Source organism: Variovorax sp. dw_954, assembly GCF_018449755.1.
GTDB lineage: Bacteria > Pseudomonadota > Gammaproteobacteria > Burkholderiales > Burkholderiaceae_C > Variovorax.
Window position 1 is genome coordinate 88,492 of record NZ_JAAVVD010000026.1, and the last position, 26,425, is coordinate 114,916.

Annotated in this window: 24 protein-coding genes and 2 tRNA genes; 2 read left to right on the plus strand and 24 right to left on the minus strand. The window is 64.9% G+C overall.

Annotation, left to right across the window (positions count from 1 at the left end; all coding sequences use genetic code 11):
- Positions 1-40 precede the first annotated feature (40 nt).
- Genes paaE through HB681_RS30375 form a run of 8 tightly spaced genes read right to left on the minus strand, consistent with a single transcriptional unit; the run spans position 41 to position 6,390 of the window.
- Entirely contained in the window at positions 41-1,126 is a 1,086-nt protein-coding gene (gene paaE, locus HB681_RS30340) for a 1,2-phenylacetyl-CoA epoxidase subunit PaaE (protein ID WP_213958602.1), read from the minus strand.
- A gap of 16 nt (positions 1,127-1,142) precedes the next feature.
- The gene (paaD, locus tag HB681_RS30345; protein ID WP_345944783.1) at positions 1,143-1,679 is read right to left on the minus strand and encodes a 1,2-phenylacetyl-CoA epoxidase subunit PaaD; all 537 of its coding nucleotides are present in this window, start codon (positions 1,677-1,679) and stop codon (positions 1,143-1,145) included.
- Entirely contained in the window at positions 1,676-2,449 is a 774-nt protein-coding gene (gene paaC, locus HB681_RS30350) for a 1,2-phenylacetyl-CoA epoxidase subunit PaaC (protein WP_213958603.1), read from the minus strand. Before paaC ends, paaD begins: the two co-directional genes overlap by 4 nt.
- 12 nt (positions 2,450-2,461) lie before the next feature.
- Positions 2,462-2,752: a 1,2-phenylacetyl-CoA epoxidase subunit PaaB gene (gene paaB / locus HB681_RS30355; RefSeq protein ID WP_213958604.1), complete on the minus strand. Its 291-nt coding sequence runs from the start codon at positions 2,750-2,752 to the stop codon at positions 2,462-2,464.
- Positions 2,749-3,759: a 1,2-phenylacetyl-CoA epoxidase subunit PaaA gene (gene paaA, locus HB681_RS30360; RefSeq protein ID WP_213958605.1), complete on the minus strand. Its 1,011-nt coding sequence runs from the start codon at positions 3,757-3,759 to the stop codon at positions 2,749-2,751. The genes paaB and paaA overlap by 4 nt, the downstream gene beginning before the upstream one ends.
- A gap of 16 nt (positions 3,760-3,775) precedes the next feature.
- The gene (paaK, locus tag HB681_RS30365; protein WP_213958606.1) at positions 3,776-5,089 is read right to left on the minus strand and encodes a phenylacetate--CoA ligase PaaK; all 1,314 of its coding nucleotides are present in this window, start codon (positions 5,087-5,089) and stop codon (positions 3,776-3,778) included.
- Between the two features lie 49 nt (positions 5,090-5,138).
- The gene (paaI, locus tag HB681_RS30370; RefSeq protein WP_213958607.1) at positions 5,139-5,582 is read right to left on the minus strand and encodes a hydroxyphenylacetyl-CoA thioesterase PaaI; all 444 of its coding nucleotides are present in this window, start codon (positions 5,580-5,582) and stop codon (positions 5,139-5,141) included.
- Between the two features lie 25 nt (positions 5,583-5,607).
- Complete coding sequence (locus tag HB681_RS30375) at positions 5,608-6,390, minus strand: enoyl-CoA hydratase-related protein (RefSeq protein WP_213958608.1); 783 nt, start codon at positions 6,388-6,390, stop codon at positions 5,608-5,610.
- Between the two features lie 121 nt (positions 6,391-6,511).
- Between HB681_RS30375 and HB681_RS30380 the strand changes: the two genes are divergently transcribed.
- Together HB681_RS30380 and HB681_RS30385 are read left to right on the plus strand one after the other, a co-directional pair.
- On the plus strand, positions 6,512-7,120 hold the full coding sequence (locus HB681_RS30380) for a phenylacetic acid degradation protein PaaY (protein WP_213958609.1): 609 nt from the start codon (positions 6,512-6,514) through the stop codon (positions 7,118-7,120).
- Positions 7,121-7,137: 17 nt separating this feature from the next.
- Complete coding sequence (locus tag HB681_RS30385) at positions 7,138-7,737, plus strand: TetR/AcrR family transcriptional regulator (protein WP_213958610.1); 600 nt, start codon at positions 7,138-7,140, stop codon at positions 7,735-7,737.
- Between the two features lie 134 nt (positions 7,738-7,871).
- Here the strand turns inward: HB681_RS30385 and HB681_RS38435 are convergent, their stop codons facing one another.
- The 16 genes from HB681_RS38435 to HB681_RS30460 form a co-directional block, all read right to left on the minus strand.
- A complete protein-coding gene (locus HB681_RS38435) occupies positions 7,872-8,000 on the minus strand; it encodes a hypothetical protein (RefSeq protein WP_256735158.1) in 129 nt (42 codons plus the stop codon).
- Between the two features lie 135 nt (positions 8,001-8,135).
- A tRNA-Phe gene (locus HB681_RS30390) sits at positions 8,136-8,211 on the minus strand.
- An 18-nt stretch (positions 8,212-8,229) separates the two neighbouring features.
- Positions 8,230-8,925, minus strand: a complete 696-nt coding sequence (locus tag HB681_RS30395; protein WP_213958611.1) for a response regulator — start codon at positions 8,923-8,925, stop codon at positions 8,230-8,232.
- Between the two features lie 20 nt (positions 8,926-8,945).
- Entirely contained in the window at positions 8,946-11,198 is a 2,253-nt protein-coding gene (locus tag HB681_RS30400; RefSeq protein WP_213958628.1) for an ATP-binding protein, read from the minus strand.
- 89 nt (positions 11,199-11,287) lie between these two features.
- On the minus strand, positions 11,288-11,854 hold the full coding sequence (locus tag HB681_RS30405) for a DUF4390 domain-containing protein (protein ID WP_256735160.1): 567 nt from the start codon (positions 11,852-11,854) through the stop codon (positions 11,288-11,290).
- Positions 11,855-11,897: 43 nt separating this feature from the next.
- Positions 11,898-13,301 carry a 16S rRNA (cytosine(967)-C(5))-methyltransferase RsmB gene (gene rsmB / locus HB681_RS30410; RefSeq protein ID WP_213958629.1) on the minus strand — a complete coding sequence of 468 codons (1,404 nt, stop codon included), beginning with the start codon at positions 13,299-13,301 and terminating at the stop codon, positions 11,898-11,900.
- A gap of 99 nt (positions 13,302-13,400) precedes the next feature.
- Positions 13,401-14,006, minus strand: coding sequence for a lema family protein (locus HB681_RS30415; RefSeq protein WP_213958613.1), 606 nt, complete (start codon positions 14,004-14,006; stop codon positions 13,401-13,403).
- Positions 14,007-14,106: 100 nt separating this feature from the next.
- The gene (gene rpoC / locus HB681_RS30420; protein WP_213958614.1) at positions 14,107-18,360 is read right to left on the minus strand and encodes a DNA-directed RNA polymerase subunit beta'; all 4,254 of its coding nucleotides are present in this window, start codon (positions 18,358-18,360) and stop codon (positions 14,107-14,109) included.
- A 20-nt stretch (positions 18,361-18,380) separates the two neighbouring features.
- The gene (rpoB, locus tag HB681_RS30425) at positions 18,381-22,493 is read right to left on the minus strand and encodes a DNA-directed RNA polymerase subunit beta (protein ID WP_213958615.1); all 4,113 of its coding nucleotides are present in this window, start codon (positions 22,491-22,493) and stop codon (positions 18,381-18,383) included.
- 262 nt (positions 22,494-22,755) lie between these two features.
- The gene (gene rplL, locus HB681_RS30430) at positions 22,756-23,130 is read right to left on the minus strand and encodes a 50S ribosomal protein L7/L12 (protein ID WP_213958616.1); all 375 of its coding nucleotides are present in this window, start codon (positions 23,128-23,130) and stop codon (positions 22,756-22,758) included.
- 44 nt (positions 23,131-23,174) lie between these two features.
- The gene (rplJ, locus tag HB681_RS30435) at positions 23,175-23,711 is read right to left on the minus strand and encodes a 50S ribosomal protein L10 (RefSeq protein WP_213958617.1); all 537 of its coding nucleotides are present in this window, start codon (positions 23,709-23,711) and stop codon (positions 23,175-23,177) included.
- 254 nt (positions 23,712-23,965) lie between these two features.
- Positions 23,966-24,661 carry a 50S ribosomal protein L1 gene (rplA, locus tag HB681_RS30440; protein ID WP_213958618.1) on the minus strand — a complete coding sequence of 232 codons (696 nt, stop codon included), beginning with the start codon at positions 24,659-24,661 and terminating at the stop codon, positions 23,966-23,968.
- A complete protein-coding gene (gene rplK / locus HB681_RS30445; RefSeq protein WP_213958619.1) occupies positions 24,662-25,093 on the minus strand; it encodes a 50S ribosomal protein L11 in 432 nt (143 codons plus the stop codon).
- Between the two features lie 142 nt (positions 25,094-25,235).
- Positions 25,236-25,829: a transcription termination/antitermination protein NusG gene (gene nusG, locus HB681_RS30450; RefSeq protein ID WP_213958620.1), complete on the minus strand. Its 594-nt coding sequence runs from the start codon at positions 25,827-25,829 to the stop codon at positions 25,236-25,238.
- Complete coding sequence (gene secE / locus HB681_RS30455; RefSeq protein ID WP_213958621.1) at positions 25,829-26,212, minus strand: preprotein translocase subunit SecE; 384 nt, start codon at positions 26,210-26,212, stop codon at positions 25,829-25,831. Before secE ends, nusG begins: the two co-directional genes overlap by 1 nt.
- 116 nt (positions 26,213-26,328) lie before the next feature.
- Positions 26,329-26,404 (minus strand) — tRNA-Trp (locus tag HB681_RS30460).
- Positions 26,405-26,425 lie beyond the last annotated feature (21 nt).

Sequence of the window (26,425 nt, forward strand, 5' to 3'; positions counted from 1 at the left end):
TCACCGTCATCGGGATGTACCCGCGCGCCCGGATGCGCCACTAGCGTTCGTCGAAGGAGAGGACGACCCGCTCGGTCAGCGGGTGCGCCTGGCAGGTCAGGATGAACCCGCTGGCCACTTCCTTCTTGTCCAGGGCGAAGTTGCGCTCCATGCGGACCTCGCCTTCGATCAGCTTGGCGCGGCAGGTGCCGCACACGCCGGAGGTGCAGGAGTACGGCACCTCCAGCCCCGCGGCCGATGCGGCATCGAGGATGCTCGGCTGGTTCTTCGTGAACGATATCTCGCGGCGCAAGCCGTCGCGCACGATGACGATGCGCGCCGTTTCGGCATCGCCGGGCTTGGCCTCGTGCACCACCGCGCCGACCGGGCCGGTCGACGGCAGGGCGACGCCGAAGCGCTCGATGTGGATGCGCTCCTCGGGCACGCCGGCGTCGAGCAGCGCGGCCTCGGCCTCGTCGTTCATCTGGAACGGCCCGCACACGAACACATGGTCGATGCCGCCGGCAGGCACCACGCTCTTCAGGAATTCGCCGATCTTCACGCGGTCCATCACGCCATGGTTGAGCGGTGCGTCGGTGTGCTCGTCGGAGAACACCATCTGCAGCGACAGCCGCGTCATGTAGCGGTTCTTGAGGTCTTCGATCTCTTCCTTGAACATCGTCGACTGCAGCAGGCGGTTGCCGTAGATCAACGTGAAGCGGCTCTTCGGTTCGCGCGCCAGCACCGTCTTCATGATCGACAGGATCGGCGTGATGCCGCTGCCGCCGGCAATGCCGACGTGATGGCGTTGCGATGCCGGGTCGAGCGGCACGAAGAAGCGGCCTTGCGGCGCCATGACCTGCACGGTATGACCGGGCTGCAGGTGCTCGTTGATCCAGTTGGAGAACACGCCGCCGCGCACCTTGCGCACGCCCACGCGCAGTTCGCCGTCGTCGACGCCGGCGCAGATCGAGTACGAGCGGCGCAGGTCCTGCCCGTCGATGTCGGTGCGCAGGGTGAGGTACTGGCCCTGCGTGAAGCCGAACACTTCGCGCAGGTCGGACGGCACGTCGAAGGAGACGATGACGGCCTCTTGCGTGTCGGGCTCGATGGCGCGGACACGCAGTGGATGGAACATGACGCTCATGGTGGGGTGTTCTCGATCAGATCGGCTTGAAGTGCTCGAAGGGTTCCTTGCAGGCCAGGCAACGGTAGATCGCCTTGCATGCGGTGGAACCGAAGGCGGCGAGCCGCTCGGTGTGGAAGCTGCCGCAACGCGGGCAGGCGAGTTTCTGAGCCTCGCTGTGGCGGCCGAAGAAACGGATGGGCACGGCTTCGTTCGATGTCGCCGGGCCGGGTGGCGCGATGCCGTATTCGGTGAGCTTGCGACGGCCCTCGGCGCTGATCCAGTCGGTGGTCCAGGCGGGCGCGCGGCGCAGGCTCACGCGGGCCGGGCCGAGGCCTGCGGCATCGATGGCCGCGAGGACGTCGTGCTCGATCACCTCGGTCGCCGGGCAGCCGGAGTAGGTCGGCGTCAGCACGATCTCGAGGCCGTCGTCATTCTCGATCACGTCGCGCACGATGCCGAGGTCACGCACCGACACGGCGGGCACCTCGGGGTCCAGCACCGTCGCGAGCACGTCCCAGGCCGCGCGCACGCGCTCGCCCTGCTCCGATGCCACGCACAACGCCACCGTCACCACACGCCTCCGGGAAAGGCGCGTTGCAGGTACTGCATGTCGGTCAGGATGAAGCCCATGTGCTCGCTGTGCAGGCCGCGCTTGCCTTCGCTGCGGAAGGTGGAATCGGCGGGCAGCGCGAGGCCGGCTTCCTCGAGGATGGCCTGGATCTCCGCCGTCCACGGCGCCTTCAGCTCGGACCACAGCGGGCCCATGCCGGCGGCATGCGCCTGCTCGTCGACGGCATCGGTGTCGAACAGCTCCGCGGCATAGCGCCACAGGTGTTCCAGCGCGGCCTTCATGCGGTTGCGCGACTCGTCGGTGCCGTCGCCCAGGCGCACCACCCAGTCGCCCGAATGCTGCTGGTGGTAGCGCGCTTCCTTCAACGCCTTGCCGGCGATGGCCTGGACTTCCGCGTCGCTGGAATTCGCGAGCCGCTCCCACAGCAACTTGAGCCAGGTCGAGACCATGGTGTTGCGCAGCACGCTGACCGCGAAGTCGCCGCGCGGCAGCTCGACCAACGTGAGGTTGAAGTAGTCGCGCTCCTTGCGCAGGAAGGCCAACTGGTCTTCGTCGTGCTGCCGGCCTTCGATCTCGCCGGCGCGCGTCAGCAAGGCCCGCGCCTGGCCGATGAGGTCGAGCGCGATGTTCGACATGGCGATGTCTTCCTCGAGGATGGGCGCGTGGCCGCACCATTCGCCGAGGCGCTGGGCCAGGATCAGGCAGGTATCGCCGATGCGCAGCAGGTACTGCGTGGAAGGCGTGAGCTGGAGTTCGATGGAGGCTTGCATGTCAGAACCCGGTCACATGTGGTCCACGGCTTTTGGAAGCTCGTAGAAGGTCGGATGACGGTAGACCTTGTCCTCGGCCGGATCGAAGTACATGTCCTTCTCGCCGGGGTCGCTCGCCACGATCTGCTCGGAGCGCACCACCCACACGCTGCAGCCTTCCTGGCGGCGCGTGTAGACATCGCGCGCCATCTGGATCGCCATCTTCGAGTCGGCGGCATGCAGGCTGCCGCAATGCTTGTGGTCCAGGCCCGCCTTGGAGCGGACGAACACTTCCCACAATGGCCATTCGTTTTCCGTGCTCATGCTGCTTCCTTCAATTTGGTTTGCTTGTTGGCGTGTGCGAGCGCGGCTTCGCGCACCCATGCCCCGTCTTCCCATGCCTTGACGCGCGTCGCAAGGCGCTCGCGGTTGCATGGCCCGTCACCGGCGATCACGCGCCAGAACTCGCTCCAGTCGATCGTGCCGTGGTCGTGCGCCTGGCGCTCCTCGTTCCACTTGAGGTCCGGGTCGGGCAGGGTCACGCCGAGGATGCGGGCCTGCTCGACGGCCGCATCGATGAACTTCTGGCGCAGGTCGTCGTTGCTGAAGCGCTTGATGCCCCAGCGCATCGACTGCGCGCTGTTGGGCGACTGGTCGTCCGGCGGGCCGAACATCATGATCGACGGCCACCACCAGCGATTGACCGCGTCCTGCACCATCGCCTTCTGCGCATCGGTGCCCTTGGTCATCATGGTGAGCAGCGCTTCATAGCCCTGCCGTTGGTGAAAGCTCTCCTCGCGGCAGATGCGGATCATGGCGCGCGCATACGGCGCATAGGAGCACCTGCAGATCGGCACCTGGTTCATGATGGCCGCACCGTCCACCAGCCAGCCGATGGTGCCGATGTCGGCCCAGGTCAGCGTCGGGTAGTTGAAGATCGAGCTGTACTTGGCCTTGCCGCTGTGCAGCGCGTCGAACATCTGGTCGCGCGAGGTGCCGAGCGTCTCGGCCGCGGCGTAGAGGTAGAGGCCGTGGCCGCCTTCGTCCTGCACCTTGGCCAGCAGGATGGCCTTGCGCTTCAAGGTCGGTGCGCGCGAGATCCAGTTGCCCTCGGGCAGCATGCCGACGATCTCCGAATGCGCATGCTGGCTGATCTGCCGCACCAGCGTCTTGCGGTAGTGATCGGGCATCCAGTCCTTCGCCTCGATGAAGTCGCCGCCGTCGATGTGCGCGTCGAAGTTCTCTTCGAGACGCATCTCGTCGGCGGAGCGCACGGCCTTCCTGCCGTCGCCGGGCTCCTTGCCCATCGTGTCCATGGCTTGTGTGTACATGAGGTGTTCTCCTTGTTCAGCGGGGACGTTTGTCGACCACACGGCGGGCCTTGCCGGTCTGCGTGCGCTCGATCGTGTTCGGGTCGAACACTCGGACTTCGGTCGAGATGCCGACCAGCGTCTTGATGCGATGCTGCACCCATTTCGCCACCGCGCCGCGATCGCTTTCTGAAATGACGCTGCCGGGCTGCAGCTCGCAATGCACCTCGACCTGGTCGAGCAGCCCTTCGCGGCTGATGAGCATCTGGTAGAGGCCGGTGAGCGCCTCGTGCGCGAGCACGATCTCCTCGACCTGCGTGGGGAACACGTTGACGCCGCGGATGATCATCATGTCGTCGCTGCGGCCGACGATCTTGCCCATGCGGCGGAACGAGCGTGAGGTCGGCGGCAGCAGTCGCGTGAGGTCGCGCGTGCGGTAGCGGACGACCGGCATGGCTTCCTTGGTCAACGAGGTGAAGACCAGCTCGCCCTCCTCGCCGTCGGGCATGAGCTCGCCGGTGATGGGGTCGATGATCTCGGGATAGAAGTGGTCTTCCCAGATCACCGGGCCGTCCTTGCTCTCGATGCATTCGCTGGCCACGCCCGGGCCCATCACTTCGGAAAGGCCGTAGATGTCGACCGCATCGATGCCGGCCTTTTGCTCGATGTCGTGGCGCATCGCCTCGGTCCAGGGCTCGGCGCCGAAGATGCCGAGCTTCAGCGAGCTTTCGCGTGCATCGATGCCCTGCCGCGCAAACTCCTCGATCACCACCTGCATGTAGCTGGGCGTGACCATGATGATGGAGGGCTGGAAGTCCTGGATCAGCTGCACCTGCTTCTCGGTCTGCCCGCCACCCATCGGCACCACGGTGCAGCCGGCGCGTTCGGCGCCGTAGTGCGCGCCGAGGCCCCCGGTGAACAGGCCGTAGCCATAGGCGATGTGGATCAGGTCGCCCGGGCGTCCGCCTGCGGCGCGTATCGATCGCGCGACGAGATCGGCCCAGGTGTCGATGTCCTTTTTCGTGTAGCCGACCACGGTCGGCTTGCCGGTCGTGCCCGACGACGCATGCAGGCGCGAGAGCTGCTCGCGCGGCACCGCGAACAGGCCGAAGGGGTAGTTGTCGCGCAGGTCGGACTTCACCAGGAACGGGAACTTCGACAGGTCGCTCAACTGCTTCAGGTCGCCCGGCTTCACGCCCCTGGCGTCGAAGGACTTGCGGTAGTGCGGCACGTTGTCGTAGGCGCGCTGCAGTGTCTCCTTCATGCGCGCCAGTTGCAGCGCGGCGATCTCGTCGCGGCTGGCCGTCTCGATGGCCGACAGGTCGCCGGGGGCGGGTTGTTTCACGGGCATGTTCTTGTCTCCTCTGGGGTCTCGCAGGGTTCAGGCGGGCGTACAGGCGTCACGCAAGCGTGACGGCCGGCTTGCCCCTGGCGGTGTACGAGCGGCCGCGGAACACCGCCAGGCGCTCGCCCCGCTGGTTGGTGACTTCCGTGTCGTAGACACCGGTACGCCCGGCCTTCGAAACCTCTTCGCAACGCGCATTGAGCACATCCCCGAGCTTCGCCGGCGCAATGAAGTCGATGCCGAACCCTGAAGCGACGGTGAGTTCGTTGTACGAGTTGCACGCGAAGGCGAAGGCCGAATCAGCCAGCGTGGCGATGAAGCCGCCGTGGCATGTGTCGTGGCCGTTGAGCATGTCTTCGCGCACCTGCATGCAGAGCGTTGCGCTGCCGGGCGCGATCTCGAGCACGCGCATGCCGAGCGCGCGCGTCGCGCGGTCGTTGCGCAGCATGCCTTCGCGGACGTATTCGGCGGTTTGTTGTGGAGATGAGAGTTCGGTCATGTGGATTGGCGCGGGCTGCAAGTGCTCAGCGATCGGTGAAGGTCGGCGCGCGCTTGTTGCGGAACGCATCGACGCCTTCGAGATAGTCGTGCGCGCTGCCGAGTTCGGATTGGAGCGCGGCCTCCTGCTGCAGGGCCTGGCGCATGTCCATACCCTGCGCCGAGGTCAGTGCCTGCCGCGTGGCCACCAGCGCGCGCGTCGGCATGCCGGCCAGCCGAGTGGCCAGGGCGTTGGCGGTATCGAGCAGCGCGGCGTCGTCGACGCACTGCCAGATCATTCCCATCTGCGCCGCGTCGGCCGCAGGCACCTTGTCGCCCAGCATCGCCAGCCCGAGGGCGCGCGCCGAACCCACCAGCCGCGGCAGCAGCCACGTGCCACCTGTGTCGACCACCAGTCCGATCTTCGAGAAGGCCTGGATGAAGGAGGCGGACCGCGCGGCGATCACCAGGTCGCAGCACAGCGCGAGATTGGCGCCTGCGCCCGCGGCCACGCCGTTGACGGCCGCGATCACAGGCACCGGCATCGAGCGCACGCGCTCGACCAGCGGCGCGTAGTTGGCCTCGATCAGCTTGCCCAGGTCCTGCCCCGGCGCGGCAGCCGGATCGCTCAAGTCCTGGCCCGCGCAGAAGCCGCGTCCGGCGCCCGTGATGATCACGCAGCGCACCGATGCATCGGCCGCGGCGCCGTTCAGCGCGGCCAGCAACTCCGCATGCATCGCGCTGGTGAAGCTGTTCATCGCCGTGGGGCGGTTGAGCGTGAGCGTGGTGACGCTACCCGTCTGCGCAACCGAAATCGTGGGTTCTGACATTGTTCTTGTCTCTCAAAACATTATTGACCGACCGTTCGGTAGAGTTTATTATTTCCCGACTTCGCCGCGCAAGATGTTTGGCCTAGTGCAAACCCTTAGTCAAAAGAAAAGAGGACGAGACATGCCCTGCTACTCCATCGAAGGCGTCGTGCCGGTGGTCGACCCGAGCGCCTACGTGCATCCCACCGCCGTACTTATCGGCGACGTGATCGTCGGCCCCGACTGCTACATCGGTCCCAACGCCAGCCTGCGCGGCGACTTCGGCCGCATCGTGCTCCACGCCGGCGCCAATGTGCAAGACACCTGTGTGATGCATGGCTTTCCGCTGCAGGACACGCTCATCGAGGAGAACGGCCACGTCGGCCACGGCGCGGTGCTGCACGGCTGCATCGTGCGGCGCGATGCCCTGGTCGGCATGAACGCAGTGGTAATGGACGAGGCAGAGATCGGCGCGAGTTCCTTCGTCGCGGCCTGCGCCTTCGTGCCGGCCGGCATGAAGGTGCCGCCGCGCAGCCTCGCCGCGGGCATGCCTGCCAAGGTCAAGCGCGAACTCAGCGACCAGGAGATCGCCTGGAAGCTCGACGGCACCCTCACCTACCAGGAGCTCACGCGGCGCTGCCTTGCCAGCCTGGTCGAGGTCGCGCCGCTCGCGGCCGTCGAGGCAGACCGGCCGCGCGTGCAGCATTCGCCGGTGCGCACGCTGATCGCCACCAAGCGCGACGACGAATAAGGCAGGAACAGTTCGACATGCCGCGCGGACGAGCTGCCACCTACGAAGACCAGCGGGAGATGATCCTGTCCCGCGCCGCCGCGCTGTTCGCCCGGCGGGGCTATGCATCGGCGTCGATGAACCAGGTGGCGGAGGCCTGCGGGCTGTCGAAGGCCTCCCTCTATCACTACTACAAGGACAAGTACAGCCTGCTCGTCAGCATTGCCGAAGGGCACGTGTCGCGCCTGCAGGCCCTGATCGACGACGAGGCCTCCGCCCACTTGAACGGCGAGGCCAGGCTGCGCCACCTGATCCACCGCATCGTGGCCGAGTACGCCAACGCACAGGACGCGCACCGGGTGCTGACCGAGGACGTCAAGTTCCTTGAGCCCGAAGACCGCGAGCGCGTGCTCGACAAGGAGCGCCACGTCGTCGCCGGCTTTGCGCGGGCGGTGTCGGAAATGCGCGAAGGCCAGCCCAGCGCGCACCTGTCCAAGCCATTGACCATGCTGCTGTTCGGCATGATCAACTGGATGTTCACCTGGATGAAGCCCGACGGCGAACTGGACTACGACGCGATGGCGCCGATCGTCGCGGACCTGTTCCTGGGCGGGATTGCGAAGGTGCGGTTGCCGTAAGGGGCGGACGCGCCGACCGTGCACAACGACACGTCGGCCGCGCGCTGATCCAGGCGCCAGGCACAGCGGCCTCGGCGTCGCCCGGGACGCACCGGCCCTTGGCGCTGGCATCAGCTTGCGCATGACTGCCCCCGTCACTCCGCGAGCACCTGGTTCAAACCGAAGCTCGCGGTCCTCTGCCTCGGCGGGAAGTCCTTGAAGGTCGACGAGGAACTCACCGACGCTGCCTGCGCCGGTGGCTGCAGGTAGATGTCGCGGAACATCCAGTCGCAAAAGGCGTACGACGTGATCTGCGCGCGCTCGTACGAGTCCGATCCGGAGGTTGAAGATGCGGGGCACGCCCAGCACCAGACGTCAAAAAGCCCCTGATTTCGCAAAGAATCAGGGGCTTGGAAGACTGGTGGCCTGGGGCGGAATCGAACCACCGACACGCGGATTTTCAATCCGCTGCTCTACCAACTGAGCTACCGGGCCTTGGTATGGAGCCTTCGATTATACAGCGCTTCTGCGCCCTCTCGAAAGATCGACGCCCAATTGTTTGAGTTTGCGATAAAGATGGGTGCGTTCCAGGCCGGTTTTCTCGGCCACGCGGGTCATGGAGCCGTTCTCCATTGCCAGGTGGAACTCGAAGTACGCCTTCTCGAAACCATCGCGTGCATCACGCAGCGGCCGGTCCAGGTCGAAGGTCTGGTTGGCGCGCGGGCCGGCCTCGACGACCAGCGCCGCCGTCGGCAGCGGCATCAGGCCGTGGTCGCCGGTGGTGGTCACCGCGGCGGCGAAGTGGCTGGTGGTCGGCACCACGCTGGCGGCGGCGCGGCGGGCGCTCTCGCGGGCCAGGCCCTGCTCCACCGCTTTCAGCAGCTTCTGCAACGTGATGGGTTTCTCAAGGAAGGCGAAGGCGCCGATGCGCGTGGCGTCGACTGCGGTGTCGATGGTCGCGTGCCCGCTCATCATGATGACGGGCATGCTCAACAAGCCAGCGGTCGACCACTCCTTGAGGAGCGTGACGCCATCGGTGTCGGGCATCCATATGTCCAGCAGGACGAGGTCGGGCCGCGCACGTTGTCTGGCCGCGCGCGCTTCCGCGGCGTTTTCGGCCAGCTCGACGTTGTGGCCTTCGTCGTTAAGGATCTCGAATAGCAGGTCTCTGATACCCAGCTCGTCGTCGACGACAAGAATGTTTGCCATGAATGCTTCGGTGTGCGCGCTCAGGCGGCAGTGGTAGGCGAATGTTCGTCGGGTGTTGCGGGAGTGGCTGGCAGATCTGCCGCCAGCGCGAATGATAGCGAGACTTGCGCCCCCACTACAGCCCCATCGATGACACGATTGGAAAGTTCGACGCGTGCACCGTGCTCGTCGGCAATCTTCTTCACCACCGCAAGCCCCAGTCCGGTGCCCTTGGACTTGGTGGTGACGTAGGGCTCGAAGGCGCGCTTGAGGATGTTCTCCGCAAAGCCATGGCCGCTGTCCTGCATCGTCAGTCGCACGCGTTTGCCCGCGTCGTCCAGGCGAGTGCGAACGATGACTTCTCCACTGCCCTTGCCGCCCTGGGCCGTCTCGGTGGCGTCCTGCGCGTTCTGCAGCAGGTTGTGGATGACCTGCCTCAACTGCTGCGCGTCACCGCGTATCGGCGGGCAGCGCGCATCGAGTTCGGTGTGCACCGGCACCGCTGCGGCCTCGGTCTCGTAGAGGCTCAGCACGTCGATCACGACCGCGTTGAGGTCGACCGGCTTGAGCTCTGCCGCCGGCAGGCGCGCATAGTCCCGGAATTCGTTGACCAGCCGCTTCATCGCATCGACCTGGTCGACGATGGTCTTCACCGACTTGTTGAGGATCGCCTGCTCCGGCGGCTCGACCTTGCCGTTGAGTTTCATCTGCAGGCGCTCGGCGGAAAGCTGGATCGGCGTGAGCGGGTTCTTGATCTCATGCGCGAGCCGCCGCGCCACTTCGCCCCAGGCCTGCGCGCGCTGGGCCGAGACGATCTCGGAGATGTCGTCGAACACCAGCAGCCGCGCGCTGCCCGGCAGCTGCGCGCCGCGGGCGACGATGTTGATGGTGTCCTGCGCCATGCCGCCGCCGGGCGGGTGCAGTTCGAAGGCATGCTGCCAGTGGTCGAGACCATGCTGCAGGTGCTCGACCTGGAAGTCGTCGAACTGCTGCTGTACGTCCTGCGCAAAATCCGTGAGCCCCGGCACCGCCACCAGTCGCTGGCCCTCGAAGGCCGCCAGAGGCGCCCGCAGCACGCGCGTGGCGCCGGGGTTGGTCTGCAGCACCGTGCCGGCCGCGTCCAGCACGATCACGCCGGAGGTGAGGTTGTCGAGGATGGTCTGCAGGTTGCCGCGCGCGGCATCGAGTTCACCCATGGTCTTCTCGACCGCGCCGCGCGCATCGGCCAGTTGCTGGGTCATGACCGCGAAGGAGCGCGTCAGCCCGCCCAATTCATCGCGGGTCTGCAGCACGGTGGTGGGCCGCAGGTCGCCGCCGGCCACCTGCCGCACACCATCGGCCAGCACCAGCAGCGGTCGGGCCAGCTGGTTGCCGAACAGCACCGCCAGCAGCACCGCGCCGAACACCGCGAGGAACAGGCACAGCGTGAGCGTGCCGATGTACATGCGCCGCAGCCCGCCACGCGCCAAAGCGCGCTCCTGGTATTCGCGATTGGCCTCCTGCACCGCCAGCGCGTTGGCCACCAGGGCGGGCGGGATCGGGCGCGTCACCTGCAGGAAGCGCGGATCGGTGCTGAACTCGAAGCCTGTCCGCTGCACGATGTTGAGCGCATGCACGGTCGCAGGCGGCGGCGTCAGGCCCGGCGGGGATGCCTCGTCCAGCCCCTCGATGTGCGCTACGCCGCGCTCGGTGCGCGCCTGGCGGAACTGCAGCGGGGTCGGCCGCTCCGGATTGAGCTGGAAGCGCGAGGTGCCCGCGCTGGCCACGAGCTGGCCGCTGCCGGTCCAGAGCACCGCGTCGCTCGCGCCGAGCTGGTCGCGGATGCGCTCGAGCACGAGGCCTGCGCTGGTATCCGGCACTTCGGCCAGTTGCACGCTGGCCGCACGCGCCTTGCTGGACAGGTCCTCGGTCAGCGAATCGAGTGTCGCGCGGCCGAGGTTGAGGCCGGCGTCCAGCGCGCCCTCGACCTTGACGTCGAACCAGCTCTCGATGGAGCGCGACATGAAGTTGTACGACACCACGTAGATCAGCGCCCCCGGCACCACGCCGACCAGCGCGAAGATGGCCGCCAGCTTGATCAGCAGGCGGCTGCCGAACTTGCCGAGCCGCAGGCGCTGGATGAGGCGGAACGCGACCCAGACCAGCACCAGCAACAGGAAGATCGCGACCACGACGTTGATGCCGAACAGCAGCGCGTAGTTGCGTTCGTAGAGCGCGCGGTTGTTGGTGGCCTGCGCCAGCAGGAACATCATCACCAGCCCGATGGCGGTGATCGCCGCGGCGCCAACGCCCATCGCCCAACGTACGGCCTTTGTGCGGCGCGTGTGGTGCGTGTGGGGCGGGTTGCGGCGGTCGCCGTGCGGCGCCTGGCCCGGGCCGGGGGTCACGGCGGCTTCCCTACTGTCAGCTTGGCGGCGCGTTCCGCTGCGATGTTCCAGTCGGTCTGGCCGGCCAGGCCGATCTGGAAGGGCCGCGGCAGTTGCGAGGTGTCGAGGCGGAACCGGAACTGGACCGGATGCACGGCGTCGTCGGAGATGTCGCTGGAATCGCCCATGCGCATCCGGCCGACGCGCTTGACCGCATCCAGCGCATCGGAGAGCGTGTCGAAGTTCTGGTTCAGGGTCGCGCCGAAGCCGGCGTTGGTGATGGGCACGGGTGACACGTTGAGGCGCCAGCGGCGTGTGAGGGGCTGGTAGGCCAAGCGCATGTAGCGTGCCACCTGGGCGATGCGGGCGTCCGTCCAGTACCAGCGCTCGCGGTAGAGCTCCGCCTCCGCGACGAAATAGACAGCAATGCCCTTGTCGAGCACCTCTTCCACGAGTGTTGGCAGTTCAAATTGCACGGCAGCCGTGAGATACACGGCATCCCCGCTGCGTTCCAGCTTCATCTGCGTGACCTCGGCCGCCTCCGCCGCCGCCGGGGTTGGCAGCCATGCCGCCAGGAACACCAGCCATAACGCGCCGATCCAGGCTGCGATCGGCCAGCCGCGCCGGCTAGCGGGCTGGTTTTTCAAGCAAGGCGTAGAAGAAACCGTCGTGTTCACCCAGCCCATTGTCCGGGACGCCGCGCACGTTGCCGCCGCTTTGGGGCAGCAAATGGCCGGGCGAAGGCCGCAAACGGGCATGGGTGTTGTGCGCAAGAAACGCCTCGATCTGGTGCGCGCCTTCCTGCCTGAACACCGAACAGGTGCAATAGAGAAGGCGCCCTCCGGGCCGCACCAGCGGCCACAGCGCCGCCAGCAGCATGGCTTGCTGGAGGGCCAACTGCTCGATGTCGCTTTCGCGCCGCAACCAGCGCACGTCGGGATGGCGCCGCACGATGCCCGACGCGGTGCACGGCGCATCGAGCAGGATGGCGTCGAAGAGCCGGCCGTCCCACCACTGCTCCGGGCGGACGGCATCGGCCACCAGCACGTCGGCACTCAGGCCGAGGCGCGCCAATGTCTCGCCGATACGCTTGCTGCGGCCGGCGTCGATCTCCAGCGCCGTGACCTCGATGGGCATGTCGCCGGCATATTCCAGCAGATGTGCGGTCTTGCCGCCGGGCGCGGCGCAGGCGTCGAGCACGCGCAGGGGTACCGAGCCCCCAGGCCCAGGCTTCGCCCGGTCCGCCCCCCGAGGGGGATCAAGTCGAGATGGCAAAGCCACATCGACTTGAGATTCGCCCGGACGCAGCCCGTCGAGCAGCAAGGGCGCGGCGAGTTGCGCGGCGCTGTCCTGCACCGAGAACTCGCCTTCGGCAAAGCCCGGCAACTGCGTGACGGGGCGCGCCCGCGCGAGCTGGACACCGCTCGCCGCCACCGGGGTGGCCGCCATGCCTGCGGCCGACAGCGTCTGCAGGTAGAGGCCCTGGGAGGTCTTGCGCGTGTTCACGCGCAGCGTGAGCGGCGGTTGCTGGTTGTTGGTCTCCAGCACGCGCTGCCAGTCGCGCGGATGATCGCGCCGCAGCCGTTCGATCCACCAGCGCGGATGGTTCCATTGCGCCACCGGCTCGTGATCGGTCGCGGCGACCAGGTCGTCGCGCTCGCGCAGGAAGCGGCGCAGGCAGGCGTTGATGAAACTGCCTTGCGCCCGCGTCGCCGGGTCGCGCTTGGCGGCCTCGACCGCCTGGTCGACCAGTGTGAAAGGCTCATAGGGCGCACGCGCGGCATCCCATCCCAACGCCAGGGCGGTGCAGAGCAAGGCATCGGCGCCGGGCGGCGGCGTGCGCTTGGCAAGCTGGCGCCGCAGCGCCTCGGCACGGCCCAGCCAGCGCAGCGCCTGGAAGCCGAGCGCCTGCACGCCCGGCCGCAGCGCGGGCTCCACCGCTTCAAAGGCGGCACTGCCCGAGGTCCCGGCGCGAATCGCCGCGATGGCCTGCGCAGTCAACTGCAACTGGCGCCACAGCGGAGGCCCCAGATGGGGCGGTGTCGAACTGGAAGGGGGGGCGGTGAGGTCTCGCAAGCGGTTGATGGTAACAACCCGAAGCACCGCCGAACGCTTCCCTGCGGCTTCTTTTCAGATCAGCGGCATTGCGCGGCGCATGCCGAAGATGAACGCCATCAGCATCGCCGGAAACTGGGCGATGGCCGCGTTGTAGTTCAGCACCGCCTGGTTGAACTGGCCACGCGCGATCTCCGGTGCGGCCGACGCTTCGGGCCAAGCGATCGGCACGGCGACCGAAGCGACGGCAGGATCGTCGCCGTCGCTGCCCAGGGGCGCGGGCCGCGAGAGCGTGCCGTCGGCCTCGAACACCATCGCCGGGTCACCATGCTGTCGCTGCCAGGCCGCCAGCATCGCGTGCAGCGCGGTCCCCAGCGCCGCCATCGGCTGCGGATCCAGCGGGCGCTTGCGCGTGGCGCCCAGCATGTTGCCGAATTGCCGGGCCGCCGCGCGCAGCGATGCCGCGCTGGTCAGCTCACCCGGGCCGAAGGCGCCCGGCTCGGTCTGTATCACATGGTTCTGCACGAAATCGAGTTGACGCATCAAGGCGGCGTCGAGCGCACCATAGGCCTGCAGCGCCGTCGAACGCAGGCGCACCAGCCGGTTGTGCGCGCCAATGAACCAGAACAGCGCCACCGCGCCGGCGATCCACCAGGGCCAGCCTTCAGGCAGGAGATTCATGGGGTTTGTCTCTGAGGCATGAAAAACGCCCCCGATCCGCGCGAGCGAAAAGGGGGCGTCTGGTTCCGGTCATGGGGTCATGGCCGGGTTGCGCGGGCGATCACTCGCTGGCGGCAGCGGCTCCTTCGCCGGCATCGGCGGTGGCCGTTGCCGGCTCGTCGGCGCTGGCAGCCGCGCTGTCGCCGGCCAGCTCTGCGGCTTCGGACTCGGCGATGGCGCGGCGCTCGGCCTCGTCCATCTGGTCCTTCACCTTGCGGGCCTGGTGGTACGCCATGCCGGTGCCTGCGGGGATCAGGCGGCCGACGATGACGTTTTCCTTCAGGCCGCGCAGCTCGTCGCGCTTGCCCATGATCGCGGCTTCGGTCAGCACGCGCGTCGTTTCCTGGAACGATGCGGCGGAGATGAACGAGTCCGTCGACAGCGAGGCCTTCGTGATACCGAGCAGCAGGTTGGTGAACGTCGCGGGGATCTTGCCAGCGGCGCGCAGGGCGTCGTTGGTGTTGAGCATTTCGCTGCGTTCGACCTGTTCACCCGAGATGTAGTTCGTGTCGCCGATGTTGTCGACCACGACGCGACGCAGCATCTGGCGAACGATCACCTCGATGTGCTTGTCGTTGATCTTCACGCCTTGCAAGCGGTACACGTCCTGCACTTCGTCCACGATGTAGCGCGCCAGTTCTTCCGAACCCAGCAGGCGCAGGATGTCCTGCGGATCGGCCGGACCGTCGACGACGCTTTCGCCCTTGTTCACCACCTGGCCTTCGTGCACCAGGATGTTCTTTTCCTTGAGCACGAGTTCCTCGTGGACCGTGCCTTCCGGATCGGTGATCTGCAGGCGGACCTTGCCCTTCGTTTCCTTGCCGAACGACACGGTACCGGTCATCTCGGCCAGCGTGCCCTTGTCCTTCGGCGAACGGGCTTCGAACAGCTCGGCCACACGCGGCAGACCGCCGGTGATGTCGCGCGTCTTCTGGCCTTCGACCGGGATGCGGGCCAGCACTTCGCCGGGGCCCACGTCCTGGCCGTCGCGGATCTGCACCAGCGAGCCGATCGGGAAGCCGATCGTCACCGAGTGGTCGGTGCCGGGGATCTTCACTTCGGCGCCGGAGGCGTCGATGAGCTTCACCTGCGGACGAACCACCTTGGCGGCACCGCGGCGCTTCGGGTCGATCACGACCAGGGTCGACAGGCCCGTCACTTCATCGACCTGCTTCGCGACGGTGAGGCCTTCTTCGACGTTCTCGAAGTGGGTCTTGCCGGCGAACTCGGTGATGATGGGTCGGGTCAGCGGGTCCCAGTTGGCAAGCACGTGGCCGGCCTTGATCGTCTGGTCGGCCTTCACCGCCAGCGTCGCGCCGTACGGCACCTTGTGACGCTCACGCTCGCGGCCATGCTCGTCGTGGATGATGATTTCGCCGGAACGCGAGATCACCACCAACTCCTGCTTGGAATTGGTCACGTAGCGCATCGTGGCGTTGAAGCCGATCGAACCGTTCGACTTGGCTTCCACGCTGGACGCGATGGCAGCGCGCGAAGCGGCGCCACCGATGTGGAAGGTCCGCATCGTCAGCTGCGTACCGGGTTCGCCGATCGACTGCGCGGCGATCACACCGACGGCTTCGCCGATGTTGATCAGGCCGCCGCGACCCAGGTCACGGCCGTAGCAGGTCGCGCAGATGCCGAAGCGCGTGTCGCAGGTCAGCGCGGTGCGGACCTTGACTTCGTCGACGCCTTGCGCTTCGAGCTCCTCGATGTTGTCTTCGTCGAACATCTGGCCGGCATTCAGCAGCACCGAACGGTTTTCCGGATGCAGCACGTCTTCCGCAGCCGAGCGGCCGAGGATACGGTCGCGCAGCGACTCGATCACTTCACCGCCTTCGACAATCGCGCGCATCAGGTAGCCGCCGTGCGTGCCGCAATCCTGCTCGGTCACGACCAGATCCTGCGTCACGTCGACCAGACGACGGGTCAGGTAACCCGAGTTCGCCGTCTTCAGTGCCGTGTCGGCCAGACCCTTACGGGCACCGTGGGTGGAGATGAAGTACTCCAGCACGTTCAGGCCTTCGCGGAAATTCGCGGTGATCGGCGTCTCGATGATGGAGCCGTCAGGCTTGGCCATCAGGCCCCGCATGCCGGCGACCTGGCGGATCTGCGCGGCGGAACCGCGAGCGCCCGAGTCGGCCATCATGTAGATCGAGTTGAACGATTCCTGCTCGACTTCCTTGCCGTGGCGATCAATGACGCGCTGCTTCGACAGCTTGGCCATCATGACCTTCGACACTTCGTCGCCGGCCTTGCCCCAGATGTCCACCACCTTGTTGTAGCGTTCGCCGGAGGTGACCAGACCGGACACGTACTGCTGCTCGATCTCCTTCACTTCTTTGGCCGAGCGCTCGATGATGCCGTGCTTTTCGGCGGGCACCAGCATGTCGTCGATGGCGATCGAGATACCGGCCTTGGTCGCCAGGCGGAAGCCGTTCTGCAACAGCTTGTCGGCGAACACGACGGTCTCTTTCAGGCCGCACTTGCGGAACGAGACGTTGATGAGCTTGGAGATTTCCTTCTTCTTCAGCGCCTTGTTGATGTTCGAGAACGGCAGGCCCTTCGGCAGGATCTCGGACAGCAGCGCGCGGCCCACGGTCGTATCGACGAGCGAGGTCGACGCGGTGAACACGCCGGTTTCCTTGTCCTTCGAATACTCGGTGATGCGCACGGCGACCTTGGCGGTCAGCTCGACCACGTTGGCGTCAAGCGCGCGCTGGACTTCGCCGATGTCGGAGAAGATCAGGCCTTCGCCCTTGGCGTTGATGCGGTCGCGGGTCGTGTAGTACAGGCCCAGCACCACGTCTTGCGACGGAACGATCGACGGTTCGCCCGACGCCGGGAACAGCACGTTGTTGGAGGCCAGCATCAGCGTGCGGGCTTCCATCTGTGCTTCCACCGACAGCGGTACGTGGACAGCCATCTGGTCACCGTCGAAGTCGGCGTTGAAGGCCGCGCAGACGAGTGGGTGCAGCTGGATGGCCTTGCCTTCGATCAGGATCGGCTCGAAGGCCTGGATGCCCAATCGGTGCAGCGTTGGCGCACGGTTCAGCATGACCGGGTGTTCCTTGATGACTTCCTCAAGGATGTCCCAGACCACCGGCGTACCCGATTCGACTTCCTTCTTGGCAGCCTTGATCGTGGTCGCGATGCCCATGGCTTCGAGGCGCGAGAAGATGAAGGGCTTGAACAGTTCAAGCGCCATCAGCTTCGGCAAGCCGCACTGGTGCAGCTTGAGCGTCGGGCCCACCACGATGACCGAACGGCCCGAGTAGTCCACGCGCTTGCCCAGCAAGTTCTGGCGGAAACGACCGCTCTTGCCCTTGATCATGTCGGCCAAGGACTTAAGCGCACGCTTGTTGGCGCCCGTCATGGCCTTGCCGCGACGGCCGTTGTCCAGCAGCGAGTCAACCGCTTCCTGCAGCATCCGCTTTTCGTTGCGCGCGATGATTTCCGGAGCCTTCAGCTCCAGCAAGCGGCGCAGGCGCGAGTTGCGGTTGATGACGCGACGGTAGAGGTCGTTCAGGTCGGAGGTCGCGAAGCGGCCGCCGTCCAGCGGCACCAGCGGACGCAGGTCCGGCGGCAGCACGGGCAGCACTTCCAGCACCATCCAGTTGGGCTTGATGCCCGACTTGCGGAAGGCTTCCAACACCTTCAGGCGCTTGGAGTTCTTCTTGACCTTGACTTCGGAACCGGTCAGGTCGCCGCGCAGGCGCTCGATCTCGCTGTCGAGTTCGATGCCTTCGAGCAGGTCCTTGATGCCTTCGGCGCCCATCTTGGCAACGAATTCATCGCCGTATTCCTTGCGCTTCGCGTCGTAGTCGTCCTCGGACATGATGTCGCGCTTCTTCAGCGGGGTCATGCCGGGGTCGGTGATCACGTAGGCTTCGAAGTACAGCACGCGTTCGATGTCGCGCAGCGTCATGTCGAGCACCAGGCCCAGGCGCGACGGCAGCGACTTCAGGAACCAGATGTGCGCGCACGGTGCGGCCAGGTCGATGTGACCCATGCGCTCGCGGCGAACCTTGGTCTGCGTGACTTCGACGCCGCACTTCTCGCAGATGACACCGCGGTGCTTGAGGCGCTTGTACTTGCCGCACAGGCATTCGTAGTCCTTGATGGGCCCGAAGATCTTGGCGCAGAACAGGCCGTCACGCTCAGGCTTGAAGGTGCGGTAGTTGATCGTCTCGGGCTTCTTCACTTCGCCGAAAGACCACGAACGGATCTTCTCGGGCGAAGCCATGCCGATCTTGATGGCATCGAAATGCTCATCCGGCGTGAATTGCTTGAACAGGTCGAGTAATGACTTCATGTGACTCTTTCCTTGTCTGCTTATGAGCGTTCGAGTTCGATGTCCAGGCCCAGGGAACGGATTTCCTTGACCAGCACATTGAACGATTCCGGCATGCCGGCTTCGATGGAGTGTTCGCCCTTGACGATCGACTCGTAGACCTTGGTGCGGCCGACCACGTCGTCGGACTTCACCGTCAGCATTTCCTGCAGCACGTAGGCGGCGCCGTAGGCTTCCAGTGCCCACACTTCCATTTCACCGAAGCGCTGGCCACCGAACTGGGCCTTGCCGCCCAGCGGTTGCTGCGTGACGAGCGAGTACGGACCGGTGGAACGGGCGTGCATCTTGTCGTCGACCAGGTGGTGCAGCTTCAGGAAGTGCATGTAGCCGACGGTGACGGGACGCTCGAACTGGTCGCCGGTGCGGCCGTCGTACAGGTACGCCTGGGTGCGCGTATCGGTCAGGCCCTTGAGCTTGGCGATGTCGTCCGGAAAGGCGAGCTTCAGCATGCCGCGGATTTCCTCTTCCGAGGCACCGTCGAACACCGGGGTCGCGAAGGTCGCGCCGTTTTGCAGGTTCTGCGCCATCTCGAGCACGTCGCCATCGCTCAGCTGGCTCAGGTCTTCCTTGCGGCCCGAGCCGTTGTAGAGCTGTTCCATGAACTTGCGCAGCTCGGCCACCTTGGCTTCTTGCTGCAGCAGGTCGCCGATGCGCTGGCCGATGCCCTTGCCGGCCCAGCCCAAGTGCACTTCCAGCACCTGGCCCACGTTCATCCGCGAAGGCACGCCCAGCGGGTTCAGGCAGATGTCGCACGGCGTACCGTCGGCCATGTGCGGCATGTCTTCGACCGGAACGATCTTGGACACCACACCCTTGTTGCCGTGACGGCCGGCCATCTTGTCGCCGGGTTGCAGGCGGCGCTTGACGGCCAGGTAGACCTTGACCATCTTGAGCACGCCCGCGGGCAGTTCGTCGCCTTGCGTGAGCTTCTTGCGCTTCTCTTCGAATGACAGGTCGAAGCTGTGGCGCGTCTGCTCCAGCGAGTTCTTGATCGACTCGAGCTGCGAGGCCACATCATCTTCCGCCGGGCGGATGTCGAACCAGTGGAACTTCTCGACCGAGTCGAGGTAGGCCTTGTCGATCTTCGTGCCCTTGGCCAGCTTGTTCGGGCCGCCGTTGGCGGCACGGCCGTTCAGCAGCTTGGCGATACGGTCGAACGCGTCGGCTTCGACGATGCGAAGCTGGTCGTTCAAATCAAGGCGGAAGCGCTTGAGTTCGTCGTCGATGATCTGCTGGGCGCGCTTGTCGCGCGTGATGCCTTCGCGGGTGAACACCTGCACGTCGATCACGGTGCCTTGCGAGCCCTGGTCCACACGCAGCGAGGTGTCCTTCACGTCGGAAGCCTTCTCGCCGAAGATCGCGCGCAGCAGCTTCTCTTCCGGCGTCAGCGTGGTCTCGCCCTTCGGCGTGACCTTGCCCACCAGCGTGTCGCCGGGTTGCACTTCGGCGCCGACGTAGATGATGCCGGACTCGTCCAGGCGGTTGAGCTGCTGCTCGGCCAGGTTCGGGATGTCGCGGGTGATTTCTTCTGCGCCCAGCTTGGTGTCGCGGGCCATCACCACCAGTTCCTCGATATGGATCGAGGTGTAGCGGTCTTCTGCCACGACGCGTTCGCTGATCAGGATCGAGTCTTCGAAGTTGTAGCCATTCCACGGCATGAAGCCGATGAGCATGTTCTGGCCCAGGGCGAGTTCGCCCAGGTCGGTCGATGCGCCGTCGGCCACCACGTCACCCTTGGCGATCTTGTCGCCGCGCTTGACGATCGGACGCTGGTGGATGTTGGTGTTCTGGTTCGAACGCTGGTACTTGATCAGGTTGTAGATGTCCACGCCGACTTCGCCGGCTTGCGCTTCGGCATCGTTCACGCGCACCACGATGCGGGTCGCGTCGACGTAATCGACGATACCGCCACGGGTGGCCGTGACCACGGTGCCCGAGTCGACCGCGGAGACGCGCTCGATGCCGGTGCCGACCATCGGCTTTTCAGGACGCAGCACAGGCACGGCCTGGCGCTGCATGTTGGCGCCCATCAATGCGCGGTTCGCATCGTCGTGCTCCAGGAAGGGCACGAGCGAGGCAGCCACCGACACGATCTGCGCAGGCGACACGTCCATGTACTGGATGCGTTCGGCACCGACCAGGATCGATTCGCCGGCTTCACGCGCCGAGACCAGGTCGCCGGTCAGCACACCGTCCTTGTCCAGGACCGCATTGGCCTGGGCGATGACGTACTTGCCTTCCTCGATGGCCGACAGGTAGTCGATGTCCATCGTGACCTTGCTGTCGACCACGCGGCGATATGGCGTCTCGATGAAGCCGTATTCGTTCAGGCGGGCATACAGGGCCAGCGAGTTGATCAGGCCGATGTTCGGGCCTTCAGGCGTTTCGATCGGGCAGACGCGGCCGTAGTGGGTCACGTGCACGTCGCGCACTTCGAAGCCGGCACGTTCACGCGTCAAACCGCCCGGGCCAAGAGCCGACACGCGGCGCTTGTGGGTGATCTCAGACAGCGGGTTGGTCTGGTCCATGAACTGCGACAGCTGCGAGGCACCGAAGAATTCCTTCAGCGCGGCCGAGATCGGCTTGCTGTTGATCAGGTCGTGCGGCATCAGCGGCTCTTGTTCCGCTTGACCCAGACGTTCCTTCACGGCCTTCTCGATGCGGGCCAGGCCGGTGCGGTACTGGTTTTCGGCCAGTTCACCGACGCAGCGCACGCGGCGATTGCCGAGGTGGTCGATGTCGTCCACTTCGCCATTGCCGTTGCGCAGGTCCACGAGGATCTTGACCACGGCCAGGATGTCTTCGTTGGTCAGCACCATCGGGCCGGTCGATTCGTCGCGGCCGACCTTGGCGTTGAACTTCATGCGGCCGACGCGCGACAGGTCGTAGGTGTCCGGGTTGTAGAACAGGCGCTGGAACAGCGCTTGCACCGCGTCTTCCGTCGGCGGCTCGCCGGGGCGCATCATGCGGTAGATGGCGACACGTGCAGCGAACTCGTCGACAGTTTCGTCGATGCGCAGGGTCTGCGAGATGTACGCACCCTGGTCGAGTTCGTTGGTGTAGATCACCTGGATGTCCTGCACGCCAGCCGTGCGCAGCTTCTTCAGCAGCGCTTCGGTCAGCTCGTCGTTGGCCTTGGCGAGGATTTCACCCGAGTCGGCGTCGACGATGTTGCGGGCGATCACGCGGCCCACGAGGAAGTCTTCCGGCACGCTGATGTGCGTGGTTTCCGACTGCTCGAGTTCACGCGTGTGGCGCGCGGTGACGCGCTTGTCCTTGGCGACCACGACCTTGCCGGCCTTGTCGGTGATGTCGAAGCGCGCCACTTCGCCGCGCAGGCGCTCGGCGACGAATTCCATCTGCGCGCCGCTGTCCATCAGGCGGAAGTTGTCGTTCACGAAGAAGTTCGCGAGGATCGATTCCGGGTTCAGGCCGATGGCCTTCAGCAGGATCGTCACCGGCATCTTGCGGCGACGGTCGACGCGGAAGTACAGCATGTCCTTCGGGTCGAATTCGAAGTCGAGCCACGAGCCGCGGTAGGGAATCACGCGGGCCGAGAACAGCAGCTTGCCGCTGGAGTGGGTCTTGCCCTTGTCGTGTTCGAAGAACACGCCCGGCGAGCGGTGCAGCTGCGACACGATCACGCGTTCCGTGCCGTTGATGATGAAGGAACCCTTCTCGGTCATCAGGGGCACTTCGCCCATGTAGACCTCTTGTTCCTTCACTTCCTTGACCACCTTCGACTGCGATGTCGACGACTCACGGTCATAGATGATCAGCTGCACCTTGGCGCGCACGGCCGAGGCAAACGTGAGGCCGCGGGTCTGGCACTCGCGCACGTCGAAGGCGGGTTTCGCGAGGTTGTACTCGAGAAACTTCATCTCGACGAAACCGTTGTGCGAGACGATCGGGAAGGCCGCGTCGAATGCGGCCTGCAGGCCTTCGACGGTGCGTTTTTGCGGGGCGATGCCGGCTTGCAGGAACGCGGTGTACGCGTCTTTCTGCATCTGCAGCAGGTACGGGATTTCAACGACGCTGTCGCGGTTGCCGAAACTTTTTCGGATGCGCTTGCGTTCTGTGTATGAGTAGGCCATGAGAGCTCCGGAGCTTGAGATCTTCAGCGACTTGGTTCGGATGCAAAATGCACCACTCCTTGGCGGCTGGCCACTACCAGCCGTTGGCGGACGGTGATGCATTGCACATCACCCGAACCAAGGGGTCTTCTGCAGTCGGGGTCAGAAAACACTCGAAAAACGCCTTGCAGATCGGCTTGCAAGGGCCCTTTTCGGGTGCGCTCTGAAAGCGCGAAAGGCTGGAGGGCCTTTCCAGGCGCCTCCAGCCCTTAGAGGGACTGAATTACTTCAGTTCCACCTTGGCGCCGGCATCTTCCAGCTTCTTCTTGGCGGCTTCAGCGTCAGCCTTCGACAGGCCTTCCTTGACAGCCTTGGGAGCGGCTTCGACCAGGTCCTTGGCTTCCTTGAGGCCCAGGCCGGTGATTTCGCGAACTGCCTTGATCGCCGAAACCTTGTTCGCGCCAGCTTCCATCAGCATGACGTTGAACTCGGTCTTCTCTTCGACGACAGCGGCAGCGGCGCCACCACCAGCGGCGGGAGCCGACATTGCAGCGGCGCTCACGCCGAACTTCTCTTCGATGGCCTTGACCAGGTCGTTGAGTTCCAGGACCGTCATGCTGTCCAGCGCGGTCAGAAATGCGTCTTTATCGAATGCCATTTTTGTTTCCTAACAATTGGGTTGAATGTTTCAACACAAGCGCTTCAAGCGGCTTGTGCTTCGGCCGGAGCCGCTTCTTCTGCAGGTGCTTCGCCACCACCACGCTTTTCCGCGAGTGCCGCGAGGACGCGGGCGGTGCGGGAAATGGGGGATTGCATCAAGCCCAGCAATTGCGCCAGCAGCACTTCCTTGGAAGGGATGTTGGCCAGTTGCTTCACGCCTTCGACGTCCAGGGCCTTGCCACCGAATGCGCCACCGCGGATGACCAACTTGGCGTTGGTCTTCGCGAAATCGGCCACCACTTTCGCGGCAGCCACAGCGTCTTCGGAGAAGCCATAGATCAACGGACCGGTCATCTGGTCGCCGACGATCTCAAACGGGCTACCAGCAACAGCACGGCGTGCCAACGTGTTCTTCAACACGTTGAGGGTCACACCCTTGCTGCGTGCTTCGGCGCGCAGTTTGGTCATATCGGCCACCGTGATGCCACGGTATTCCGCCATCACGAGCGTTTGAGCTTTTGCGGCGAGGCTGGTCACATCACTGATGACCGCTTCTTTCTCACTGCGATTCAGACTCAAGGTCTACTCCTTTTAATGCAACCTTCGGCCAGGGCCTCGGATTGCGCTACATGCAGCGACCAACCGTTCAGGAAACAAAATCCTTTGCGGCGGGATCGCCATCTGCGCTGATCGCCTCTTGCACGGAGGAGGCAATTAAGAGCAGGCTGCCCTGCTCACCAGCGGTCTTGGATGGCCCGCAGCGACCTTTGACGGTTGCTGCGACCCACCACATCGCCCTGCCGTTTGACCGGCGGGGCAAATTACTTGCCGTCTCAGGCCGAGATGGTTTGCGTGTCCACGCGGACACCCACACCCATCGTCGACGACACAGCCACCTTGCGCAGGTACACACCCTTGCTCGATGCCGGCTTGGCCTTGACCAGCGCTTCGATCAGCGCAGCCAGGTTGCCTTGCAGCTTGTCGGTGTCGAACGAGCGACGGCCGATCGTGCCGTGGATGATGCCGGCCTTGTCGACGCGGAACTGGACCTGGCCAGCCTTGGCGTTCTTGACGGCAGTGGCAACGTCCGGGGTCACGGTGCCAACCTTCGGGTTGGGCATCAAACCGCGCGGGCCAAGGATCTGGCCGAGCGTACCGACGACGCGCATGGCGTCTGGCGCTGCGATGACCACGTCGAAAGGCATGTCGCCAGCCTTGACCATGGCAGCCAGGTCGTCCATGCCGACGATGTCGGCGCCGGCGGCCTTGGCTTCTTCAGCCTTGGCGCCTTGGGCGAACACAGCCACCCGCTTGGTCTTGCCGGTGCCGTTGGGCATCACGACAGCGCCACGCACCACCTGGTCCGACTTCTTCGCGTCGATGCCGAGTTGCACGGCCACGTCGATGGATTCATCGAACTTGGCGGTAGCGGCTTCCTTGACGATGCCGATGGCATCGACCAGCGGGTACAGCTTGTTGCTGTCGACCTTGCCGGCCAGCGCCTTTTGCTTCTTCGTAACCTTGGACATTTACACGCCCTCCACATTCACGCCCATCGAGCGGGCAGTTCCAGCGATGGTGCGAACTGCTGCGTCCATGTCGGCCGCGGTCAGGTCCTTCATCTTGGTGGTGGCGATCTCTTCGAGCTGTGCGCGCGTGATCTTGCCGACCTTGTCGGTGTGCGGACGGGCCGAGCCCTTGTCCAGCTTGATGGCCTTCTTGATCAGGACGCCGGCCGGCGGCGACTTGATGATGAAGGTGAAGCTCTTGTCGGCGAAAGCGGTGATGACCACCGGCAGCGCCAGACCCGGCTCGTAGCTCTGCGTTTGCGCGTTGAACGCCTTGCAGAACTCCATGATGTTCAGACCGCGTTGGCCCAGTGCGGGACCGATCGGCGGTGAGGGATTGGCCTTACCAGCTGGCACTTGCAGCTTGATGAAGCCGACGATTTTTTTCGCCATGACTTGCTCCTTGCGGGTGATAGCGCCGTGCTTCTGGCAGCGGCTCCCCGGGGTTGACGACTCTTGCTGCTACGTTCCTTGCCGAGTCGGTTTGCAAGGAAACACGGAAATACAAAGACCCGCCAGGCGGGTTTTGGTTCCCTTAAGTCTTTTCGACCTCGGCGAAGCCCAACTCCACCGGCGTGGCGCGTCCGAAAATCATCACGGACACGCGCACCTTGTTCTTCTCGTAGTTCACTTCCTCGACGGTGCCGTTGAAGTCGGTGAACGGGCCTTCCTTGACGCGCACGAATTCGCCCACGACGAACTCCACCTTGTGGCGCGGCTTCTCGGTGCCCTGCTGCATCTGGTTGACGATGTCCTCGACTTCCTTCTGCGAGATCGGGGCCGGACGGTTCTTGGCGCCGCCGACGAAGCCCGTCACCTTGTTGGTGTGCTTCACCAGGTGCCAGCTCTCGTCGTCCATGATCATTTCGACCAGGACATAGCCCGGGAAGAAACGACGCTCGGTGGTGCGCTTCTGGCCATTCTTGATCTCGACCACTTCTTCGGTCGGCACCAGGATGCGGCCGAACTTGCTCTGCATGCCCGCGCGGTTGATGCGCTCGAGAATATTGCGCTCGACCGCCTTTTCCATGCCCGAATAGGCGTGGACGACATACCAGCGCAGGTCCGGATTGGCCGACGGCGGCAGGGCCGACGTCACTTCCGACGAAACTTCAACTTCTTCGGTCATTACTTTCTCCAACCCAGAATGAGGTCAAAAAACACCCATTCGAGGGTCTTGTCGGTGAGCCAAAGGAAGATCGACATGATCACCACGAACCCGAACACATAGGCCGTCATCTGGACAGCTTCCTTGCGGGTCGGCCAGACAACCTTCTTGACCTCGCGCCACGAGTCGCGGCCAAAGGCGATCAGCTGCTTGCCGTTCTCCGAACTTGCAAAGACGCCGACGGCAGCAGCCAGACCCACCAGCAGGGCGATCCACTGCACCACGCCACCTTGCTTCGAGAGCAGGTAGAACGCAACAATGGCGCCCACCGCCAACACAACGGCCGCAGCCAACTTGGCCTTGTCAGCGCCGGTGCTCACGGTTTCAATTTGAGTAGTAGCCATCTTTGGGGCGGTGTTTCCTGGCCTGTCGGCCTTCAATTCATTGCGGCATCTGTCAACGCCGAAGCCCGTCGTGGTAGCGACGGGCTTTTTGCCTGGTTCTCGGCGCCACCCTCAGGTGGCAGGGGCAGTAGGAATCGAACCTACAACCTTCGGTTTTGGAGACCGACGCTCTGCCAATTGAGCTATACCCCTCCGGTACTCTTTGCGCCGGAC

What these genes read in the sequence shown, in the direction of transcription:
- paaE (WP_213958602.1), bottom strand. Translation starts at nt 1,126, where the DNA reads ATGAGCGTCATGTTCCATCCACTGCGTGTCCGCGCCATCGAGCCCGAC.
- paaC (WP_213958603.1), bottom strand. Translation starts at nt 2,449, where the DNA reads ATGCAAGCCTCCATCGAACTCCAGCTCACGCCTTCCACGCAGTACCTG.
- paaB (WP_213958604.1), bottom strand. Translation starts at nt 2,752, where the DNA reads ATGAGCACGGAAAACGAATGGCCATTGTGGGAAGTGTTCGTCCGCTCC.
- paaA (WP_213958605.1), bottom strand. Translation starts at nt 3,759, where the DNA reads ATGTACACACAAGCCATGGACACGATGGGCAAGGAGCCCGGCGACGGC.
- paaK (WP_213958606.1), bottom strand. Translation starts at nt 5,089, where the DNA reads ATGCCCGTGAAACAACCCGCCCCCGGCGACCTGTCGGCCATCGAGACG.
- paaI (WP_213958607.1), bottom strand. Translation starts at nt 5,582, where the DNA reads ATGACCGAACTCTCATCTCCACAACAAACCGCCGAATACGTCCGCGAA.
- HB681_RS30375 (WP_213958608.1), bottom strand. Translation starts at nt 6,390, where the DNA reads ATGTCAGAACCCACGATTTCGGTTGCGCAGACGGGTAGCGTCACCACG.
- HB681_RS30380 (WP_213958609.1), top strand. Translation starts at nt 6,512, where the DNA reads ATGCCCTGCTACTCCATCGAAGGCGTCGTGCCGGTGGTCGACCCGAGC.
- HB681_RS30385 (WP_213958610.1), top strand. Translation starts at nt 7,138, where the DNA reads ATGCCGCGCGGACGAGCTGCCACCTACGAAGACCAGCGGGAGATGATC.
- HB681_RS38435 (WP_256735158.1), bottom strand. Translation starts at nt 8,000, where the DNA reads ATGTTCCGCGACATCTACCTGCAGCCACCGGCGCAGGCAGCGTCGGTG.
- HB681_RS30395 (WP_213958611.1), bottom strand. Translation starts at nt 8,925, where the DNA reads ATGGCAAACATTCTTGTCGTCGACGACGAGCTGGGTATCAGAGACCTG.
- HB681_RS30400 (WP_213958628.1), bottom strand. Translation starts at nt 11,198, where the DNA reads ATGGGCGTTGGCGCCGCGGCGATCACCGCCATCGGGCTGGTGATGATG.
- HB681_RS30415 (WP_213958613.1), bottom strand. Translation starts at nt 14,006, where the DNA reads ATGAATCTCCTGCCTGAAGGCTGGCCCTGGTGGATCGCCGGCGCGGTG.
- rpoC (WP_213958614.1), bottom strand. Translation starts at nt 18,360, where the DNA reads ATGAAGTCATTACTCGACCTGTTCAAGCAATTCACGCCGGATGAGCAT.
- rpoB (WP_213958615.1), bottom strand. Translation starts at nt 22,493, where the DNA reads ATGGCCTACTCATACACAGAACGCAAGCGCATCCGAAAAAGTTTCGGC.
- rplL (WP_213958616.1), bottom strand. Translation starts at nt 23,130, where the DNA reads ATGGCATTCGATAAAGACGCATTTCTGACCGCGCTGGACAGCATGACG.
- rplA (WP_213958618.1), bottom strand. Translation starts at nt 24,661, where the DNA reads ATGTCCAAGGTTACGAAGAAGCAAAAGGCGCTGGCCGGCAAGGTCGAC.
- rplK (WP_213958619.1), bottom strand. Translation starts at nt 25,093, where the DNA reads ATGGCGAAAAAAATCGTCGGCTTCATCAAGCTGCAAGTGCCAGCTGGT.
- nusG (WP_213958620.1), bottom strand. Translation starts at nt 25,829, where the DNA reads ATGACCGAAGAAGTTGAAGTTTCGTCGGAAGTGACGTCGGCCCTGCCG.
- secE (WP_213958621.1), bottom strand. Translation starts at nt 26,212, where the DNA reads ATGGCTACTACTCAAATTGAAACCGTGAGCACCGGCGCTGACAAGGCC.